This is a genomic window from Paenibacillus sp. JT31N7 (assembly GCF_059692095.1).
In genome coordinates, this window is the sequence record NZ_JCAUAT010000001.1 from 1,490,838 (window position 1) to 1,511,530 (window position 20,693).

17 protein-coding genes are annotated in these 20,693 nt (G+C 54.4%); all 17 read right to left on the reverse strand.

What is annotated here, in order from left to right; all coding sequences use genetic code 11:
- Positions 1-60: 60 nt before the first annotated feature.
- The gene (ftsA, locus tag AC58P5_RS06765; protein ID WP_497385340.1) at positions 61-1,314 is read right to left on the reverse strand and encodes a cell division protein FtsA; all 1,254 of its coding nucleotides are present in this window, start codon (positions 1,312-1,314) and stop codon (positions 61-63) included.
- A gap of 56 nt (positions 1,315-1,370) precedes the next feature.
- Entirely contained in the window at positions 1,371-1,541 is a 171-nt protein-coding gene (locus AC58P5_RS06770; RefSeq protein ID WP_497385341.1) for a hypothetical protein, read from the reverse strand.
- A gap of 156 nt (positions 1,542-1,697) precedes the next feature.
- The gene (locus AC58P5_RS06775; RefSeq protein ID WP_497385342.1) at positions 1,698-2,642 is read right to left on the reverse strand and encodes a cell division protein FtsQ/DivIB; all 945 of its coding nucleotides are present in this window, start codon (positions 2,640-2,642) and stop codon (positions 1,698-1,700) included.
- 85 nt (positions 2,643-2,727) lie between these two features.
- Positions 2,728-4,014, reverse strand: a complete 1,287-nt coding sequence (gene murA, locus AC58P5_RS06780; RefSeq protein ID WP_497385343.1) for a UDP-N-acetylglucosamine 1-carboxyvinyltransferase — start codon at positions 4,012-4,014, stop codon at positions 2,728-2,730.
- Between the two features lie 15 nt (positions 4,015-4,029).
- Complete coding sequence (gene murB, locus AC58P5_RS06785) at positions 4,030-4,935, reverse strand: UDP-N-acetylmuramate dehydrogenase (RefSeq protein ID WP_497385344.1); 906 nt, start codon at positions 4,933-4,935, stop codon at positions 4,030-4,032.
- A gap of 208 nt (positions 4,936-5,143) precedes the next feature.
- Entirely contained in the window at positions 5,144-6,274 is a 1,131-nt protein-coding gene (murG, locus tag AC58P5_RS06790; protein WP_497385345.1) for an undecaprenyldiphospho-muramoylpentapeptide beta-N-acetylglucosaminyltransferase, read from the reverse strand.
- 5 nt (positions 6,275-6,279) lie between these two features.
- Positions 6,280-7,377, reverse strand: a complete 1,098-nt coding sequence (spoVE, locus tag AC58P5_RS06795) for a stage V sporulation protein E (protein WP_497385347.1) — start codon at positions 7,375-7,377, stop codon at positions 6,280-6,282.
- A 109-nt stretch (positions 7,378-7,486) separates the two neighbouring features.
- Complete coding sequence (gene murD, locus AC58P5_RS06800) at positions 7,487-8,875, reverse strand: UDP-N-acetylmuramoyl-L-alanine--D-glutamate ligase (protein WP_497385348.1); 1,389 nt, start codon at positions 8,873-8,875, stop codon at positions 7,487-7,489.
- A 3-nt stretch (positions 8,876-8,878) separates the two neighbouring features.
- The gene (gene mraY, locus AC58P5_RS06805) at positions 8,879-9,841 is read right to left on the reverse strand and encodes a phospho-N-acetylmuramoyl-pentapeptide-transferase (RefSeq protein WP_497385350.1); all 963 of its coding nucleotides are present in this window, start codon (positions 9,839-9,841) and stop codon (positions 8,879-8,881) included.
- Positions 9,842-10,016: 175 nt separating this feature from the next.
- Positions 10,017-11,441, reverse strand: a complete 1,425-nt coding sequence (locus AC58P5_RS06810; protein ID WP_497385351.1) for a UDP-N-acetylmuramoyl-tripeptide--D-alanyl-D-alanine ligase — start codon at positions 11,439-11,441, stop codon at positions 10,017-10,019.
- Complete coding sequence (locus AC58P5_RS06815; protein ID WP_497385352.1) at positions 11,438-12,925, reverse strand: UDP-N-acetylmuramoyl-L-alanyl-D-glutamate--2,6-diaminopimelate ligase; 1,488 nt, start codon at positions 12,923-12,925, stop codon at positions 11,438-11,440. Before AC58P5_RS06815 ends, AC58P5_RS06810 begins: the two co-directional genes overlap by 4 nt.
- 100 nt (positions 12,926-13,025) lie before the next feature.
- Entirely contained in the window at positions 13,026-14,978 is a 1,953-nt protein-coding gene (locus AC58P5_RS06820) for a stage V sporulation protein D (protein WP_497385353.1), read from the reverse strand.
- 85 nt (positions 14,979-15,063) lie between these two features.
- Positions 15,064-17,397 (reverse strand): penicillin-binding transpeptidase domain-containing protein, encoded by a 2,334-nt coding sequence (locus AC58P5_RS06825; RefSeq protein WP_497385354.1) that lies wholly within the window; start codon positions 17,395-17,397, stop codon positions 15,064-15,066.
- A 35-nt stretch (positions 17,398-17,432) separates the two neighbouring features.
- On the reverse strand, positions 17,433-17,855 hold the full coding sequence (gene ftsL / locus AC58P5_RS06830) for a cell division protein FtsL (RefSeq protein WP_497385355.1): 423 nt from the start codon (positions 17,853-17,855) through the stop codon (positions 17,433-17,435).
- 13 nt (positions 17,856-17,868) lie between these two features.
- On the reverse strand, positions 17,869-18,819 hold the full coding sequence (gene rsmH, locus AC58P5_RS06835; RefSeq protein ID WP_497385356.1) for a 16S rRNA (cytosine(1402)-N(4))-methyltransferase RsmH: 951 nt from the start codon (positions 18,817-18,819) through the stop codon (positions 17,869-17,871).
- A 44-nt stretch (positions 18,820-18,863) separates the two neighbouring features.
- Positions 18,864-19,301, reverse strand: a complete 438-nt coding sequence (mraZ, locus tag AC58P5_RS06840; RefSeq protein WP_009671842.1) for a division/cell wall cluster transcriptional repressor MraZ — start codon at positions 19,299-19,301, stop codon at positions 18,864-18,866.
- A 185-nt stretch (positions 19,302-19,486) separates the two neighbouring features.
- The gene (locus AC58P5_RS06845; protein ID WP_497385357.1) at positions 19,487-20,614 is read right to left on the reverse strand and encodes a DUF4349 domain-containing protein; all 1,128 of its coding nucleotides are present in this window, start codon (positions 20,612-20,614) and stop codon (positions 19,487-19,489) included.
- Between the last annotated feature and the right edge of the window lie 79 nt (positions 20,615-20,693).

Genomic DNA, 20,693 nt, shown 5'->3' on the forward strand with positions numbered 1-20,693 from the left:
ACGGGACACTTGTATCCATAACCGGGAAAGATGCAATCAGAAACAGCAGAGCTTCTCCCGTTAGATAAATTCCTTAAGGAAATTTTTGACTTTATCGAACCAGCCAGGGCTCGCTTCAGTCTGGGGTGTTTTGACACTGGCAGGTTTGTTGGCCGTTTGCTTCTTGGGCGCCGTAACCGGGCGGTTACGCAAAAACTTGCAAACAAACTGGATGATCCCTACTCCGCTCGTGTAAGCCGGGTCGCGGACACCGATGTAATCGGGCACTGCGATACGTACGGGAGCAGCCAGCTCTTCCTGTGCAATGACAAGAGTCCCCGGCAGGGACACGGTACCTCCCGTGAGGACATAACCTCCGGCGGGATCACTGTATCCTAACCGGCTGGCTTCTGTGCGAATCAGATGGAAAATTTCCTGAACACGGGGTTCAATGATATTCGCCAAATCGACTTGGGAAAATTCCTTATCCACCTGACTGCCGATCCGGTTCACTTTAAACACCTGATCCGGCGCGGAATCTTGAATCGTCGCGCAGCCGTATTTAAGCTTGATTTTTTCCGCGATATCCATTTGGGTGCGGAGCCCGATTGATATGTCGTTGGTAATGAAATCGCCGCCGATAGGCAGCGTGGATGTTGCAACAAGATTGCCTTGATCGAAAACGGCAATCGTTGTCGAACCTGCTCCGATATCGACCAATACGGTTCCTATCGATTTCTCGTCCTTGGAAAGCGCAAGCTGTCCGGAGGCCAGCGACATCAAAATGAGTCCTGCCACCTTAAGTCCGGATTTCTCAACAACGCGAAGCAGGTTATGTATGCCTGTTTTGGCTCCGGTAATAATCGTGGATTCGACTTCAAGCCTGACCCCGATCATTCCTCTTGGTTCGTGTATGCCTTCCTGGCCGTCCACTAAGTATTGGTTTGGTACTACTCCGATAATTTCGCGCTCAGGAGGCAGCGCTATGACTCTAGCCGCTTGTATAACCCGTTCGATGTCTTCTTCGCCGATTTCGCGGTCTTCATTGGATACGGCCACAACACCGTGGCTGTCCTGAAGCGCGATGTGGTTTCCCGTAATCCCGACGTAAACATCAGAAATTTGTATGCCCACCATACGTTCGGCATGATCGATCGCGGATCGGATCGATTGAACGGTCTGGTCGATATCGACGATGGCACCTTTGCGGATGCCTTCCGAGTCGGCTGATCCTACCCCTATTATATTAATGGTTCCGTTTACGACTTCCCCAATAATAGCACGAACTTTGGATGTACCGATGTCTAAACTAACAATGATGTCATTGTTGCTCAAGCTTTGGCACCTCCTGTTAAATGAAATCAGGGCACAGCCCGTCGCTTTCTACTTATTCAACATGACGGCTGTTTTCCCTCTTTATTTCTACATTTTTTTTGTGAAGGCAGTAATTCCTCTTTTTTTGGTTCTAAACCGGTAAAAATAGAATACCATAAAATCAATTCTAACACTAATTTAATAGGCTGGATAGTAATATTTTCCTGAGAAAACCCTGAAAAATTCATGAATCAGACGCCTTCCGTTCCGGCGTTCGACCGTTCGAAAAACAGTATCTCCCTATCGATTCCTCCCTTGAAAGATTCATAGATTGCAGGGCACAATGTCGCCCGTTTCCAATCCCTTCCTTTAAATAAGGAAGCCTGTCAAACAGGGATTTCCTCCTAGTTAGGAGCAGGCGATCCCTTCGATGTACCTGAAGCGTCCGTGTTGCCGTCCTTGCCGCCCGTATCGGATTTGCGGGAGGTATCCTTTTTGGGCGTGGAAGTCGGTTTCACGCTGCCGTCCGACTTCGGAGTAGGGTCGGTTTTTTTGGTTGGGGCCGGCCCGCCCTTGCCTTTGTTTCCGGCGGAACTCGCATCCAGCGGCAAATGATCGTCTGTTTCCAGCAGCACCAGAACGCCGGAACTCACTTCACTTCCCTGCATGCTCGTGATATAAGCGGACAAATTCATAATTTTGTTCGGCAGATAACCGACTGTCGTCACGACTTCGAATTTGGTACGGGTGTACATCTTGATCTTGTCCTTGTAGGCTTCCGACGGGTCCGGGCGTATCTCCGAAATGTCCGATAAATACCCGGATGGAATGGCTGCCAAAGCTTTGCAAAGAGCGAGGCGGTTGGGATCATTCTCTGTCCAGCCGGTCAAAATGGGCTTGTCCACCGGCATGTCTTCTTTGACAACGGGAACGGTGGAACCGTCGGCAAGCACCGCCTGCTTCACGCCGTCCGCCCCGAACTGGAACGCAACGCGCGGATACTCGTGCACCACGATGCTGATTTGTCCCGGAAAATGCTTGGAAACTTCAACGGACTGAACCATACGGAGGGCAGCAACCCTCTCCCGTACGCTCTCCGACCGGGCCGCAAAAAAATGATCGCCCTTCTGGACGGCAGCGGCTTGTCCGATTTCTTCGGAAGAAAGCAGTTCGTTGCCTTCGATCTTGATTTCACTGATCCGGCTTAAAGACGAACGGAAAAAGAGAACGGCGAGAATCGTTACGAAAAACAGGAACAAGAGCGTTAGCAGCTTCCGGTTGGCGCGCGTCCTTCTCGGTTTTGGGTTCGGCAGCACCGGAACTTTATTCTCTTCTGGCAAGCCTGACACCCCCGCTTCCTTTTGCATAACCTTGTGAACGTATAAAACCCCTCTTATCCCCTCCTGTAAGCAGGAAGGGACTAGAGGCACTGCATTATTCACCGGTAACCGGCGCTTCATCCGGTACGGGAGCCTGCCGGCGAATGCGCGCACCCAGCCGGGTGAGCATTTCTTCGATCCGGTCGTACCCTCTGTCGACATGGTGGATTTGTTCCACGACGGTAGTGCCGTGTGCGGCCAGCCCCGCTATGATAAGCGCAGCGCCGGCACGGAGATCGGTAGCCTCGACCGTAGCCCCGTAGAGCCTCGGTACACCGCGTATAAACGCCGAATTGAAATCCACGCGAATGTCCGCTCCCATCCGGGTGAGTTCATCCACATGCTTGAATCGGCTCTCAAAAATGGTTTCTTTCATTATACTGATTCCGTCTGCTAGGGAAAGGAGCACCATAACTTGCGACTGCAAGTCTGTCGGAAAAGACGGATGAGGTGCAGTGACGATACGCTCGACCGCCCGCGGTCTTGTTGGAGCGTGCACATTTATTATATCATCGTGCACCGTAATTTGAACACCTGCGCGTCTCAGCACATGAACGGCGGCATTCAGATGCTGGGGACACACTCCTTCCAGCGTTACGCTGCCCTTCGTCGCGGCCGCCGCCACCATAAAAGTACCGGCAACGATACGGTCCGGAATGATCCGGTACGTGCAGGCATGTAAAGAGTTGACGCCACGTATAGTTATAGTATCGGTCCCCGCTCCTATTATGTCCGCTCCCATCTCGTTCAGGAAGTTTTGGAGGTCCTGGATTTCAGGCTCTCGTGCGGCGTTGGAGATGGTCGTGATCCCGTCGGCCAGAACGGCAGCCATCATGATGTTCTCGGTGGCCCCCACGCTCGGAAAATCAAGCGTGATATCGGCGCCCTTCAGATCCTCGGCGGTGCAAATAATCGTACTGCCGGTTTCCTCGATCGTAACCCCGAGCGCCTGCAGCCCTCTCAGATGCAGGTCGATCTTGCGTTCACCGATCGCACAGCCGCCGGGCTGATAGACCTGGACGGTGCCGAAGCGCGAAAGCAGCGGACCCATCAGAAAAATAGACGAACGCATCTGCTTCATCAATTCTTCCGGAACGTGCGTGCTGTTCAAACTGGTCGTGTCCAGCACAACCGTGTCCTCTTTGTGCTCGGCGCTGCACCCCAGGGAACGGAGTATGCCGAGCATGACTTCAATGTCGAGCAGCTTCGGGACATTGCGCAGCGTGTGGGTTCCAGACGCCATTATGCTGGCTGCAAGAATAGGAAGCGCCGCATTTTTGGCACCTTGGATCCGAACGGCTCCCGAGAGGGAAATGCCACCTTCGATTACCAACTTCTCCAATGTCTCACCTCCGAATTACCTCTCGCCCACCACCAGTACCTCGGGCTGCAGCTCCACACCGGATTTCTCCCGTACAGTCTTCTGCGCCAAAGCAATGAGGGCCAGAACATCCTCGGCCGATGCATTTCCGGTATTCACAATGAAATTGGCATGCAGCGGAGAAATCTCCGCACCGCCTACCCGCGTGCCTTTCAGGCCTGCCTCTTCGATCAGCTTGGCGGCATGATTGCCCGTCGGATTGCGGAACACGCTGCCTGCGACGGCGAGCTGCAGCGGCTGCGTTCTGAGCCGGCGGTCCTTGTATGCCGCCATCGCGCCCGCGATCTCCTTCCGGTCGCCCGGCTGTAGTTCGAAGACCGCTTCCGTTACGATGCCCGGCAGCGTATGCAGCACCGAATGCCGGTAAGCAAACTGCAGGTCGCTGTTCTGCATGGTGATCAATTCCCCTGTGTCCAGCAGCACTTCAGCCTGTTTAAGAATGCGTGACACATCAGAACCATGAGCCCCCGCGTTCATGTAAACGGCGCCTCCCACCGATCCCGGAATACCTCCGGCGAATTCGAGTCCCGTTAACCCTTCCTTGCCGGTCATGACGGATAATTTGATAAACGAGTAGGCTCCTCCCGCATAGACGGTGCTGCCGTCGAAACGCAGCGTTTCCAGAGCCCGGCTTAATTTGATCACAACGCCCCGGAACCCCTTATCCCCCACGAGCAGGTTGGAGCCGCGTCCGATTACAGTCCAGGGAACTTTGTGCTGCCCGAGCAGCCGGATCGTCTCAACCAGCTTCTGTTTATCCTGCGGAATAACGAGCAGATCGGCAGGACCGCCGATTTTCCAGGTTGTGTACGGTGCCAGCTTCTCGTTCTTCAGGACCTCACCCACCTGAGCCGCTTGCAAGTCTGAAATTAACTGGTGCATGGGAAAACCTCCTTCACAGAACTCAAGGTTGTAAAGCCCCTTACCCGGATTCTTCGGTTCCCGGTATACGTTACCGGCAAGAACGGGAGTCGGTTCGGGCGGCTTTGCCTTAGGTGTCTGCCACGGTTATAGTGTAGTTTATGTTAAATCGGATAGAGTGTGACAATGGCCCATCTGGTTCGCCGCAAAAGCTTGATCCTGCGGCCTTTTAGCGCCGCCGTTGTCCGGCGGATACAATCCGTTCCAGCTCCCCGACGACAAGTGCCGCGGAATCCCGCTGGCCCATCCTTGCCGACTGTTTCGCCATATGTTCCCAGCGGACGGAATCTTCCATGATTATGCCGATCTGATCGTAAAGGACCCTGCCGCTTAAATCTTTCTCAAGCAGCGTTACGGAGCCTCCCTCGTCGGAAAGAGAGCGGGCATTGTGTTCCTGATGATTGTTCGTCACGTTCGGAGACGGAATTAATATGGAAGGAATTCCAAGGGCGGTAATCTCCGCCATGGTGGATGCTCCGGCACGGTTCACGACAAGCTTGGACGCCGCCAAAACCTCCGGCATGTTATGAATATACGGAAGAACTTGAAGATTGGCCGGAACCGAACCCGCCGCCTCCTGAATCCGCTGCGCGGTCGATTCGAAATAAGGCTGACCCGTTCCGAATACAAATTGCACACCGGGCAGTTCATGGACGAGCGGAGCCAGTTCGACCATCGCGTCGTTAATGGCTTTGGCTCCCCGGCTCCCTCCCACAACGACAACGAGTCGGGCGTCGGGCGTTAATCCGAGCGAGGAGAACCCTCGGGCCGCGTCCGCATTCACCATGGAAGTCGCACGCGGATTGCCCGTGTAGACGACTCTTTTGGCCTGGGGGAAGATTCCTTCCGTCCCCCGGAAGCTGACGGCTACCGTCGACACGTAGCGGCTCAGAAAGCGGTTCGTAAGTCCCGCGATGGCATTCTGCTCATGCACGAGCGTAGGAATGCCCAGCTTGGCGGCCGCATAAAGTACCGGACCGCAAACGTATCCGCCCGTGCCTACCACCGCATCGGGCTTGAACTCCCTGAGCAGGCTTTTGGCACGGCCCACACCGCGCAGAAAGCGCAGCACGGTTTTGACATTGTCCAGGGAAGCCAGCTTGCGCCGGAACCCTGTAATTTCTACGGCCTCAAAAGGCATATCCAGCCCGGAACGCGCGACAATGTCACGCTCCAGGCCGGAGTTTGTGCCGATGTATAAAAATTTCGAATCAGGGTGGTCCTGCAGACATTGTTCCCCTATGGCCAAAGCCGGGTAAACATGACCGCCGGTTCCTCCCCCGCTGAATACGATACGCATTCGTTTCACCTCGAATAGCGGGATATGTTGAGCAGCACGCCGATCGACGTCAGCATCAGGGTGAGGGACGAGCCTCCGGCGCTTATAAGCGGAAGAGTGATCCCCGTAACCGGAAACATTCCAATCACGACGCCGATGTTGATAATCACCTGCACGGCGATCATTCCCACAATGCCGACGGCCACAAGGCTGCCGAACGTGTCGGGTGCTGTAATAGCGGTGCGCATTCCTCTCCACACGAGAATCGTGAACAGGATCAGGACGGCTGCACCGCCGATAAAACCGAGTTCCTCGGCGATGATCGAGAAGATAAAGTCCGTCTGGGGCTCGGGCAGATAGCTGTACTTCTGCCTGCTCATTCCAAGCCCCAGTCCGGCCAGTCCGCCCGGTCCGATCGCATATAGCGACTGGATAGACTGATAGCCCGCTCCCAGCGGATCCGACCACGGGTCCATAAAAGCCGTGATCCGCTGCAGCCGGTACGGGGCGGCAATAATCAGGCCGACGAATCCTGCGACGCCGGCCATGGCAAGATAGGATAAATGAAGAATACGGGCCCCTGCCGTATAGATCACCAGCAGGGAAGCACCGACCAGAACCGCCCCGGTTCCAAGATCCGGCTGAAGCATGATCAAGCCGAAGGCCAGTCCGACGAGCCCCAGAGGAGGCAGCAGCCCCTTCGTAAACAACGTGACCTGGGACTGCCTGTCGGACAAAAGCTTGGCCAGAAAAACAATCATGCCGATTTTCATAAATTCGGAAGGCTGAATCCCGAACGACCCGATACCGAGCCAGCTTCGGGCGCCGCCGCGAACCACGCCAATCCCCGGGATCAGAACCGCCAGCAGAAGGCCGAAACAAATGAGCAGGCCGACCTTCGCGTACTTTTTCCAGACCCAGTAATCGGTGTTCATCGTAAAAAACATGGCCACGATACCGAGCACCGCAAACAGCAGCTGTCTTTTCAAATAATAAAACCAGTCGCCAAATTCACGGAAGGCCAGAACTCCGCTGGCACTGTACACCATAATTATGCCAATCGTCAAAATGAGAAGAGTCGAAACCAGAATCCATACATCCGGAGCGGAACGCGCTTTAGCCATAGGGACACCTCTTACGAATAAGAATATCGGGTGCCTGTAGCCTGAGAACTACGCTGACTGACGCTGCCGCAATCCGGAAGCGGACGAAGGAGGCTTGACTACCCGTTCCTTACAGATTATGCACGGACTCCTTAAACATGCGTCCCCGTTCCTCATAAGAAGCAAACATATCCCAGCTGGCGCATGCCGGAGAGAGCAGAACGATGTCCCCTTCCCCTGCCAGCTTGCTCGCTGCCCGGACGGCCTCACCGATTGCTTCCGTGCTCTTAGCAGTATCGACCGTTTCAATAAGGGTCAATCCGGCTTCACGGGCAACCCGGCTTATTTTCTCTCTCGTTTCACCGAACGTTACGACGGCTTTCACGCGCGAAGCAAGCAGCGGAAGCATTTCTTTGTAGTCCGAACCGCGGTCCAAGCCGCCTGCGATCAGAATGACCTTCTGTTCGAACGATTCGACAGTCTTCGTCGTGGCGGCGGGGTTCGTTGCTTTCGAATCGTTGTAATAAGCCACACCGCCGAATTCCCCCACGAATTCGAGACGGTGTTCCACGCCGCGGAATGTCCGCAGGACGTCTGCGATCGCCTCGACCGGCACGCCTGCGATCAAGGCGATTGCGGATGCCGCAAGGGCGTTCTCGATGTTATGAGAACCGCGAATGCCCAGCTCTTTGGCAGGTAAAATAGGGTACGTACCGCCCTCTGCATCCCGGTAAGTCAGCACGCCGTCCCCCGAAAGGTAAACCCCTTTGTCCAGCTCACGCTGCCTGGAAAACAAAAGGACTTCCGAAGATACTTCACCGGCCAGCTTCGCGCATACCTCGTCATCGGCGTTCAGCACTGCAATGTCCCCCTGCTTCTGATTCGCAAACAGCTTGGCTTTCGAGGCCACATAGTCTTCCATGGAGCCGTGATAGTCCAGATGAGTTTCGTACACATTGAGCAGGCAGGCGATTTTCGGCCGAAACTCCCGCGTGCCTTTAAGCTGGAAGCTGCTCAGCTCTACGACCATCCAATCGGACGGCTTCGCTTCGGCAGCCGCCTCCGTCAAAGCACGGCCGATGTTGCCCGCTACGATCGGGTTCAGCTTGCCCCTCTCCAGCATCAGGCCGATCATCGTCGTCGTGGTGGTTTTGCCGTTACTGCCCGTAATCCCGATCATCGGTGCCGAACAGATATGGTAGGCCACTTCCACTTCCGTTACCACTTCAATTCCGTGTTCGGCAGCCTGAACGACCGGCGGCGCCCCGTAAGGGATGCCGGGATTTTTGACGATCAGAGCCGTGTCTTCTCCAACAAGTTCAGGCGGATGCCCCCCGCAGACAACAGAAATTCCCAAGGCTTCCAGTTCGTCGGCCTCGGGACTCGTTTCACGCGTTTTCCGGTCATTGACCGTTACGTCCGCTCCCATTTCATGAAAAAACTTAGCCGCCGCAACCCCGCTGCGGGCCAGGCCGAGTATGACCACTTTCTTACCCCGGTACTCACTCGGATGCTTCATTTGCTACAACACCTCATTCATGTATAGTCCCAGTGCCGCCAAAACAAGACCCGCTGCCCAGAAAGTGGTGACAACCCGCCACTCGGACCAGCCGACCAGTTCAAAGTGATGATGAATCGGGCTCATTCTAAAGACGCGTTTGCCTGTTGTTTTAAACGAAATAACCTGGATGACAACCGATAAGATCTCAATCAGAAAAACGCCGCCGATAACCGCAAGCAGGAGCTCCGCTTTGGTCATGATCGCCACCGCTACCAGACCCCCGCCGATTCCCAGCGAGCCGGTATCTCCCATGAATACTTTCGCCGGATGCGCATTGAACACAAGAAATCCGAGAACGCCTCCCACCATGGCCGCCGAAAAGATAGCCGCTTCCGGTTGAGTATTGTTCATCGCGATAATCGTAAAAGCGCCGAACGCGACCGCGCTCGTACCTGCAAGCAGCCCGTCAAGGCCGTCCGTAAAGTTGACCGCGTTGGATGCCCCGAGCATCAGGATCGTCATCAGCGGGAAATACAGCCAGCCGGTATCGAAGGAGACATCCAGCACGGGTACGAACAAAGTCGTGCTATGATTGGACGTAACAAGCAGCACGCAGACGACGGCGGATACGACCAGTTGGCCGATAAGCTTCTGCTTGGCTGTGAGGCCGAGAGAGCGCTTGAATACGATTTTGATATAATCATCGAGAAAACCGACGAGTCCGTATCCGAGCGACGCGATCAGCAAAATCCAAAGCTCGGTGTTGCTGTCGGCAAACCGGAGCGCCGCAATCGCGAGCGCGATCAGGATGATAATGCCGCCCATGGTCGGCGTTCCTTGTTTTTTCTGATGGCTTTGCGGGCCTTCCGTACGAATGGTCTGTCCGAACTTCAGTCTCCGAAGAAGCGGAATGAACAGAGGGCCCATGATAAGAGCGAGCAGAAATGCGACTCCCATCGTGAATAAGATCACTTTTAACTCCACGTTTGATATCCTCCTACAAGCTCTCCTGCCGGAAAGCTGCTCCGTGTTTCGATTCGGGTATAGAGACGGCAAGCGGGTTAAGCCTGCCGATTCAGCAGCTACCGTCCATGCCGGATGAGTTTGCTCTTATGCTTCTCTGACGGCGGCAGGCGCCGCCAGGTTGCGGCGCTAACGCCTATTTTGCCAAAAGCGCCTCCGCCACTTCCTCCAGCTTCATCCCCCGGGACCCTTTGATCAGAACGAGGTCCCCCGGGTTCAATGCGGCCTGGAGCGCTGCGGTTAATGCCGCTTTGTCTTCGAACCAGCGGGCGCGTTCCGGACCGAACGATTCCCCGGCGGCTTCCGCGATCTGTCTGCCGAGCGGCCCGTAGGCATATACACCCGTCAAAGCGTCCGGCGACAGAAGAGAGCCGATTTCCCGGTGATACCGGATTTCATCCTCGCCCAGCTCCAGCATGTCGGCAAGGAGCACATACTTGCGCGGATAGCCTTCCAACTGCTCGACGAGCCGGATGGAAGCTCTCATGGAGCTTGGCGAAGCGTTGTAAGCGTCATTGAGCACGGTCACTCCGCCGGGGGTCAGACGCTTCTCGATTCTCATGCCGGTCATCTGCATGCCGGCCAGTCCTCTGCGTATGTCTGCATCGGGAACTCCCAGGGCGGTGCCGACTGCGATAGCCGCCAAAGCGTTGTCGACATTGTGCTCGCCAAGAAGCGGGATGTAGTATTTCTGCGCATCCTTGTCGCTTTCCGAACCGCGCGGATTGATCGAGAAATGGGTGCCTTCCCCGTCCATTTGGATAAAAGTCGGGTACAAATCGTTCGTATGGCCGCGCCCGAAACGGATCTGGCTCAAACGGGCGGGCTGCCTCATTTCCGGAAGCACGAGCGGCAGAAGCGGCTCATCCCCGTGGAACACATAGGTGCCGCCGTCTTTCAGGCCGCTGAGAATTTCCGTCTTCGCGCGGGCAATCTCTTCGCGGGAGCCGAGCTGCAGCAGATGAGCGTCTCCAATCATCGTAATGACCGCGATATCCGGTTCGGCTATTTCGGAGAGCAGCTCGATTTCTCCGCGTCCGCTCATCCCCATTTCAACCACGGCGACTTCCGTGGTGTCGTCAAGCTGTAGAAGCGTAAGCGGAAGACCGATGTGATTGTTCAAGTTGCCTTTGGTTCTGTGTACGTTGTATACCGTACCGAGGACAGCCCCCATCATATCCTTCGTGGTCGTTTTCCCGTTGCTGCCGGTGATACCGACCACTTTAACGTTCAAGGTTTTCCGGTACTCGTGCGCAAGCTTCTGCAAGGCGGAAAGCGTATCGTCCACCAGAAGAAGCGGCAGGCCTTCGGGACGGCCTTCCTGCCGGCTTTCCAGCCACAAAGCGGCCGAAGCGCCTTTGGCGGCGGCATCCGGCGCAAATTCGTGCCCATTAAAGCGTTCTCCTACGAGAGGAACGAACAAGCTTCCGGTCGCGATCGTACGCGTATCCGTGGATACCGCATCAATCACGATTCCGTCGGCGCCGTTATCCCATCCCGGCGGCATCAGAAGCTTCGCGCCGGCCAGCTCGGCTATAGCCGTTAAAGGAAGCTTTTTCATGAATGTAACCTCCTTAATGCGGCACGGGCTATCAGCCTGTCATCGAAATCGTGCTTGACCCCGGCGATATCCTGATAGGTTTCATGTCCTTTTCCCGCTATCAATACTACATCCTGAGGGCCTGCCTCTTCAATAGCCTTTTGAATCGCTTCCGGTCTGTCGACAAGAAGCTTATAACGGCTCTCGTCGACGCCCGCTTCGACTAACCCGGGAACGATGTCGAGCAGGATCGCGCCGGGATCTTCCGTTCGCGGATTGTCCGAGGTCACGTACACATCGTCGCTCAATTCTCCCGTCACTTTCCCCATGAGAGGGCGCTTCGTCCGGTCGCGGTCTCCCCCGCATCCGAACACGCATTTGATCCGGCCCTGCGCGAATTCGCGTATCGAACCGAGCGCGTTCCGGAGGCCGTCCGGCGTATGGGCGTAATCCACCAGGACGAGAAATTCCTGGCCTTCATCGACAATCTCCATGCGGCCGTCCACGCCCGGCATGCTGCCGAGGCTTTCCCGGATTTGGGACAGAGAGAGCCCTTCGGCAAGGGATACGGAAATGGCTGCCAGCGCATTATAAACGTTAAACAAACCTACGAGCTTCATGCGCATCGGCTCCGTTCCCGCAAAGGAAACCACGTCGAATTCCGTTCCTTTGGCCGTAATGCGTATGTTGGACGCTTTGACGTCGCAATCCCGGTTAACTCCGTATGTAATGACTTCCGCCGCGGCCAATTTGGCCAGACGCTCCGCCGAAGGGTCATCCGCGTTTAAAACCGCATACTGTTTATCTCCGGCATCCCCTGTAAACTCGTTCCCCATGCGTGAAAACAGAAGTCCCTTGGCTGCCTCGTATTTATCCATCGTTTCGTGATAATCCAGATGATCCTGCGTCAGGTTTGTAAACACGCCTCCGCGGAAACGGACTCCTTTGACCCGGCCCAAATCAAGCGCATGGGAAGATACTTCCATGACACAATAGTCGGTTCCTTCGTCCGCCATAAGCCGGAAGGTTCGATGCAGATCGGATGCTTCCATCGTCGTACGTTCCATAGGAATAAACTCCGAACCGATCTTGGCGGAAATCGTTCCCATGAGCCCCGTCCGGAAGCCCTGGTCACGTAAAATATGTTCAACCAGAAAACTTGTCGTCGTTTTGCCGTTCGTCCCCGTAATCCCGATTACTTTCATCTTCCGGCTCGGGTATCCGTAAACACAGGCCGATAAAACCGACATCGCGTATCTGGCATCCTTTACGATCAACTGCGGAACATCAAGCTCCAGTTTCCGTTCCGTCACAAGCGCTGCCGCCCCGAGCTCTACCGCCTTCGGAGCGAAGTCGTGGCCGTCGGACACGAATCCGGGCACACAGACGAATAAATCACCGGGGCGTACTTGACGGGAATCGGTAGCGATGCCTGATATTTCTGTTGTCTCTTCACCTATGAGTTGACAAATTAAAAGCTGAGAAGCCAATTCCTTCAGCTCCATGTCAAATCGCCTCCCACCATTGGCACGTTTCATTTGCTATTCTATGTGTTCTTTCTATCAGTATGGACAAAAGCCTGACAAGAAAGAAGCGCCGAAACAATCAGCGCCCCTCTTTTTTGTCCATAGCGCCTTCCGGCGGATTAGATAAGTATACACGAATTGTTGAACCCCGGTCTACTCTCGTCCCCGGCTTCGGCGCCTGGCTGATCACCGTATTTCCCGTGCCGGACTTGGCAATCAGGAAGTCGGAGTTCAGATCTTCGTAGATATCCTGAACGGTGGCTCCCACCAGATCGGGCACTTCTACAATCGGCGTTTCGCCATATTTATATTTTTTGGTCAGCTGGTTTTTGTCCGGCTCCACTTTCATGTACCGGAGCGCATCCTGCATGATGTTCTTGACGAGCGGCGCTGCAATCAAGCCGCCGAACTGGATGCCCTGAGGATCGTCGACCGCGGCATAGACAACCACCTTGGGATTGTCAGCCGGAGCGAATCCGATAAAAGACACGATATGCTCGTTCGGCGAATAACGGCCGTTCACGACTTTCTGGGCGGTCCCTGTCTTGCCGCCGACCCGGTAGCCGTCAATAAACGCATTGCCGCCGGTTCCTTTCGCTACGACGCTTTCTAGCGCCTCACGGACTTGTTTCGACGTCGCTTTCGAGATTACGGTATCTACCAGCTCCGGTTTGACCGTTTCAATCACACGCCCCGTTTCGGGCTCTATCCATGATTTGGCGACATGCGGCTTGAATAACTTACCCCCGTTAATCGCCGCCGAAACGGCTGTGATCTGCTGAATCGGCGTAACGGACACACCCTGTCCGAAAGCTGTCGTCGCAAGCTCGACCGGTCCCACTTGCGAAGGTTTGAACATAATTCCGTTCTCTTCCCCGCCAAGGTCGATTCCGGTTTTTCTCCCGAAGCCGAAACGCTTGATATAGTCGAAAAGCGTCTCCTTGCCCAGGCGCTGTCCCAGTACGACAAAACCGGGGTTGCAGGAGTTTTCCACGACTTCCAGGAATGATTCGCTGCCGTGCCCGCCCCGTTTCCAGCAGCGCAGCCTCGCTCCGCCGACTTCGATAGCGCCCGGATCATGGAATCTTTCGTTTTTCAGATCGACTTTCTTCTCCTCCAGCGCGGCGGCCAGCGTAATGATCTTGAAAGTCGATCCGGGCTCGTACGTCATCCAGATCGGAAGATTCCGGTTGTATGTCTCGATCGGGTATTCCGCAAAATTTCCGGGCTCATAGGTCGGCCGGCTTCCCATCGCGAGAATTTCCCCATTGTTCGGATCCATCATGATGGCGATGGCATGCTTCGGCTGGTACTTCACCATAGCCTGGTCCAGTTCCCGCTCAAGCACCGCCTGCAAATGCTGGTCGATCGTCAGCTGCAGGTTCAGACCGTCTTTCGGCTCACTATACTGTTCGGTGGAACCCGGCATTTTGCGATTAGCAGCATCTGCCAAATAGGAGACATTGCCTTTGATGCCGGTAAGAAGCTTGTCATACTTGCTTTCCACACCCGTCAGACCCTGGTTGTACGTTCCCGTGAAACCGAGAATATGCGCCGCGAGGCTGCCGAACGGATAATAACGGCGGTTATCGCCAGCTACCACGATGCCGGGCAAGTTCAGCGCCTTGATCTCCTGCGCCTTCTCCAGCGTAATTTTCCGTCCGGCGGGCTTGATCTCGTTAATGCGCTCTCGCTTCGTAATCTGCTTGTAAATCGAATCGACGGGCGCCTGCAAAACTTCCGCAAGTTTGGCCGCCGTTGCATTCGGATCTTTAAGCTGGACCGGGATGGCCATTATGGACGGCGTGCTGATGTTATACGCCAGTTTCTCTCCGTTGCGGTCCCATATCTCGCCGCGGTTGGCCATAAAAGGAATCTCCCGCCGCCAGGAATCCTCCGCTTTGGCCGATAAACCGGGGCCGAGCCAAAGCTGCACATACGCCAGCCGGATAATCAGAGCGGCGAACAAGACCGTTCCCAAAATGAGTGCGGCGAACAACCGGCGCCGCACGGTAAAGCTGGACACTCGCATGGATACGCTCCCCTTCCAGACAAGTCATGACCGTTCTTCTCATGACTATTCCGAACAAGCAGGGGATAGAACAGGCACGTCCGACTTATTCGGACTTTTCCGGGACGGCCTGCTTCTCTTCCGGCGGTGTTACGATTTCTCCTCCCAAGGGCTGGAGCTGAAGCGTGAGCACGCGATCCGCGCCTTCGCCCTGCAAAGCCTGGGAGACCACGTAGCCTTCGCCGGTACTAACGGGGCGGATACCGAGCAGCGTGCATAGCTCGAGCGCGTCCCGCAGCGCCTTGCCCTTCATATCCGGTACCGCGATCTCCGCGGGAGCCTGCATGGCAAGGTACACCCGCTGGTAAGGACCGATCTCGGTGCCGGCTTTCGGGTACTGGGCTACAACCTTGGCCCCCTGGCCTACGGTTTCGATATCCACTCCGGCGCGTTCCGCCGCGGCTTTCGCCTGGGCTGCCGTCATATTGCCGAAATCCACCGCCTTCTGCGTGGACGTTTGAACCGGCGTGACCTGAGTCTGCTGGTTGCTGGACGGGATGCGCAGATAGCGGAGGGAATTCTGCATAATTTCTTTAAAAGCCGGAGCCGCCACATAGTGGCCGAGCAGGTAGTTATTTCCGAGCTCAGGCTCGTCGGCGATTATAATAAGAACGAACTGCGGATCTTCCACCGGCGCAAAACCGGCAAAAGAAATGACCCACTTGTTCGCGGCGTATCCTTTTTGTCCCGGTACGACTTTATTGGCGGTACCGGTTTTTCCGGCGATCCGGTAACCTTCGATGTAGGCGTCTTTGCCTGTTCCCTTAACTTGATCCGCTACTACCTGTTCCAGATATTCGCCGACTTTTTTGGCCGTAGCGGCGCTAACCGGTTGCCCTACGACTTTAGGTTCTATTTTTTGGATAGGCTGCTGGGTCTTCGGGTCAATAATTTCCTTCACCACATGAGGCCACATCAGCTTGCCGCCGTTTGCGATCGCTCCGTACGCGGCCGCTTCCTGAATAGCCGTTGCCGTCAGTGCTTGTCCATACGTAGCCGCCGCATAATCGACTTCATAGGCAAGATTTGTTTGGCCAGCTACTTCGCCGTATAAATCGATATTTGTTTTTTTACCAAAACCGAACCGGTCGATATAATCTTTCAGACGCTCGACACCGAGCATTTTATAACCCAAATTGACAAAAGCTACGTTACTGGATCTTTTCAGTCCCTCTAAATACGTAATAGGCCCCCATCCGATTCTGTTGTGATCATAAACCGGTTTTCGGCCGGGAACTTGTACGGAACCCGATTTAAAAGTAGCCCCGGGACTAAAAACCCCCTCCTCCACCGCAGCTGCCAGCGTAACCAGCTTAAAGGTGGAACCCGGCTCATACTGGGACTGGACATTATGGTTGGTCTGGTCCCCGCCCTTCCAAAATTCATTCGGGTTGTAAGTCGGGTAGCTGGCCATCCCCAAAATTTCCATCGTCTTCGGGTCGGCCGCAATCGCCATCAGGCCTTTCGGGTGCCACTGATCCATAACTTTGGAGAGGGCATTCTCCATATAATATTGGATATTTTTGTCGATCGTCAGCTTAACGTGATTCCCGTTAACGGGAGGCACATAAACGGATTTGCTTTGAACGAGCTCGACACCGTTCTTGTCGCTGTTGTAGCTGAGCGAGCCCGGCGTTCCTTTGAGCTGCTCGTCCAACTGCGCTTCGATGCCCATGCTCGCCTTGCCTTCACGGTTTGTATAGCCGAGAATATGCGCGGCCAAAGAATTGCCCGGGTAATAACGCTTCTTCCCGGTCGTAAGATAAATGCCCACATCGGCCTGCGTCCCGTATTTCTTTTTATCTTTGTCATTCAGTTTCTGCTGGAGCGTCTTGACGAGCTGCTGCACCTGATCGGCCTTTGCCTTGTCGATATTCTTGCCTTCGTTATTGACCTCGACATTGACGAGATAAGCGTCCTCGGGTTTCGGCTCTTTTTTCGCGTCTTTTTTGTTGTCTTTCTTATCGTCCCCGGCTGCATTCGTCGTACTTGATTGGGCAGCCGCAGGGTCTACCGCTCTTTTCTTCGTGGCCAAGCCTTTGATTTTATCGGACAGGTTAGGAGAATCCGAATTATCCTTTAAAATCTCCGTCAGACCGGCCGTAATATCGTCCGCGAGCCCTGTCTGGTAGATCACTTTCGGATTCAGCGAAACCGAGTAAGCCGGAACCTCTTCCGCCAGAATACGGCCTTCCCGGTCGAGAATCTCGCCTCTTTCGGCCGGAACGACCCGGTCGGTTTCCCATCTTTTCTCCGCTTCGTTAAGAAGTTTGCTGGCGCTGACTCCCTGGATCCATAAAATCCGGCCTAAGAAAACAATAAAAAGAAGGGTAAAAAACCCTCCAATTAGTAGTGAGCGCATTTTCATTTTCTTAATCATGTACGTCCCCACCTCAAATCGAAATTGCCTGCCCGCTAGCGACCCGCCGCGACGGAACTTTTCTTATCTATGGAGGCTTGTCCCGAACCAGGCGTCACCTGTCTGACCTGATCGTCACCGGCAGGCTTCAGCCCTTTTTCCTTTGCGATGGCTTCGAGTCTTTCCGGGTCTTTCAGCTTCTGAACTTCCTGCTGGTTGGCATCGTTCTCCGCTTTGAGCGTTGTAATGTTTGTCTTTGTCGTTTTAATCTCGCTGTTGATCTGGTAGATGGTTGTGTAGCGCCATACGATTCCGGTCGCAACGAGCACGCAGATTATAACCAGAAGCAAATACATGAGCTTCTCTCCGACAGGCAGCGGCTTGTTTTTGACAATCACTTTCTTCGTTTCCCGTACGGTCACGCGTTGGCTGGCTGCTGTCGACTTTTCGGCTAAATTTCCTTGGATATATCCGGGCATAAGTTCCTCCTGATTACAGCTTTTCTGCGATTCGTAATTTGGCTGATCTGGCTCTCGTATTGTGTTCGAGTTCAGCAGAACCTGCTGTAATCGGCTTCCGGTTCACAAGCTTCACCACACCGGTGTTTCCGCATACGCACATGGGGAAATCCGGAGGGCAAGTGCACCGTCCCACATAGCTGCTAAAAATTTGTTTGCATATACGATCCTCAAGCGAATGGAACGTAATGACGGAAATCCGCCCGCCGGGAGCCAAGCAGCGCACCGATTGATGCAGCGCGTCCTCGAAAGCCCCCAGCTCGTCGTTAACGGCAATCCGCAAAGCCTGAAAGCTTCTTTTGGCGGGATGCCCGCCTGTTCTCCGCGCGGCTGCGGGAATGCCTTCTTTAATGAGCTCGACCAATTGGCTCGTCGTTTCGATCGGGCCGCCCGCCCTGGCTCTTACGATAGCGCCTGCTATACGGCGGGAAAATTTCTCCTCCCCGTATACGAACAAGATACGGGCGATTTCGGCCTCCGGCCACTCATTGACGATGATCTTGGCGGTAAGCTCCATACTGCGGTCCATGCGCATATCCAATTCGGCTTCCTGGTGGTAGCTGAACCCTCGTTCCGCCTCATCGAGCTGAGGCGAGGAGACTCCAAGGTCAAACAAAATTCCGTTTACCAGCGGGGCCCCGTCACGGAATGCTCTCGGCTCATCCCGGAGCACTTCTTCAATCCGTCGAAAGTTCGTTTTGACAATTTTAACCCGGTCCCGATAGGGCGCGAGTATGTGTTCGGCGTTAGCAAGCGCCGCATCGTCCTGATCCAGGGCTATCAGAAGTCCTTCCGGACCCAGCCTGGAGGCGATTAAGGAACTGTGTCCCGCCCCTCCCAGCGTACAATCCACGTATACGCCGTCAGGTTGTATGTGTAGACCGTCAACTGCTTCTTCTTTTAAAACGGTGATGTGATGAAACAAACCCATTTCCCTCCCTAAGTAACTCGCAGAGCTTACTCGTGATGTTATAAGTCAAAATCGAAATCAACCAGCTTCTCGGCAATTTCGTTAAAAGACTGTTCCGACTGCTCAAAATAGCTTTCCCAAACCGACTTGCTCCAAATCTCGACTCGATTGGAAACGCCGAGCACAACGCAGTCTTTCTCGAGTTTGGCATGCTCCACCAGGTTGTTCGGAATATTGACCCTTCCCTGCTTGTCCAGCTCGCTTTCCGTGGCCCCGGAAAAGAAAAAACGCGTAAAAGCGCGCGCATCGGCTTTCATAAGCGGCAGTGCTTTCAGCTTCTGTTCCAGAACGCTCCATTCAGACTTAGGGTACACAAACAAACATTGGTCCAAACCGCGGGTGACGACAAAGGATACTCCGAGGGCTTCGCGAAACTTAGCCGGTATAATAAGCCGGCCCTTCTCGTCAATGTTATGCTGGTATTCCCCCATAAACATTGACCCTCACCCCTTTCGCCCCACTTTACACCACTTTTCTCCACTTCAGTATGTTTACTTCTTCATTTACACGTAAAATCCTTCTCATAAGCATAAATCGGACAAAATTAATTTTTCTCATTTTGTGGATAAGTCGGCTGAAAAAATAAAAAAGTCCGGCGCAGAGCACCAGACTGTGGATAATTTTATTGTTTCTCTTTTTCCGGATCTTGTTGTTCGTCTTGCGGCACCCGGGCCGTATTGTCCTCAAGCGGCTTTCCTTTTTCCGGTAAGGCCCCCGTCGGCTGAGGTTCGGAAGCTTGCGCCGGCTTCTGCTGTTCCGCTCGCCTCATTCTGCGTCTGCTTCGCGATCGGACCCCGAAATAAATCGGCAGTCCGATAACCAGAGCGATGACAGCGACAGGAATCATAGCCGTCACAAAGATGACAAGGCCTTTAAAAAGCATAACGATAAAGTCCACGCTTTTGGTAAATGTACTTCCAATCTGCTTGCCGAAAGGTATTCCGGTCCCTTTTAAAAGCGCCCCTTCCTTGGGTTGATACAGCTTCAGCTCTACAGTCGAATATTCTACGTTCTGATCCAGAAAACGCATCCGGCCTTTGATCCGTTCAATCTCTTCCTGGACTTTGCCAAGCTCCGCGGAAAAAGCGAGCAGCTCGTCGGACTTCGCCGCCTTCTCCATAAACGCCAGCAGCCTGGCCTCCACGACCTCCTTCGCTTTAAGCCGGGAAGTCAGGTCCACATATTCCTCCGTCACGTCCTGACCCGTTATGTTTCTTTGCCGGGTGGGGCTGATTTTCTCGATCCCGTCGAGAAGCGAAGAAAAACCTCCCGCGGCCACTTTGATCGTAAATGTGCCCCCTATTTCGGAAGACGTATTGTCTTCGGTGAACTGCAGGATATACGCACCGCTCGCTGCAACCAGTTCACGCAGAGCCTTTTGCGCTTTGGCGTAGTCCTCCACTTCGGCTACGAGATTCCCCTTGTAGATCACCTTGCGGTCAAACCCGTCTGCCGCTGCCGGAGTTGTTGACGGATTAACGGCGGCTGGTGCCGGGGAGGCATTATTCCCATCGACTTGCTTGGCCGCGCCTTCTTTCTTCATCAATTCCGTGTTCGCGGCAGTAGTTGCAGCGACTCCCGATTTCTGATCAGCCGTCGAAACCGACTTATCGGCAGAGCTGCACCCTGTCAAGGTTGCACATACAAGCAGCGCTACGATCAATCCCAGCCTTTCTTTTCTGAAGCTGTCCCGTTTGCCGTCCCCGCCCCTGTCCTGCTTTCTTCCCCTTACCGGATGATTGTGTTTCATAAGACCCCCTATGGTTATCCATATTTTTCTATTCATTCCTCTTGACGCATTCTTATCCGGTAAGTTGCAAATCAGGACG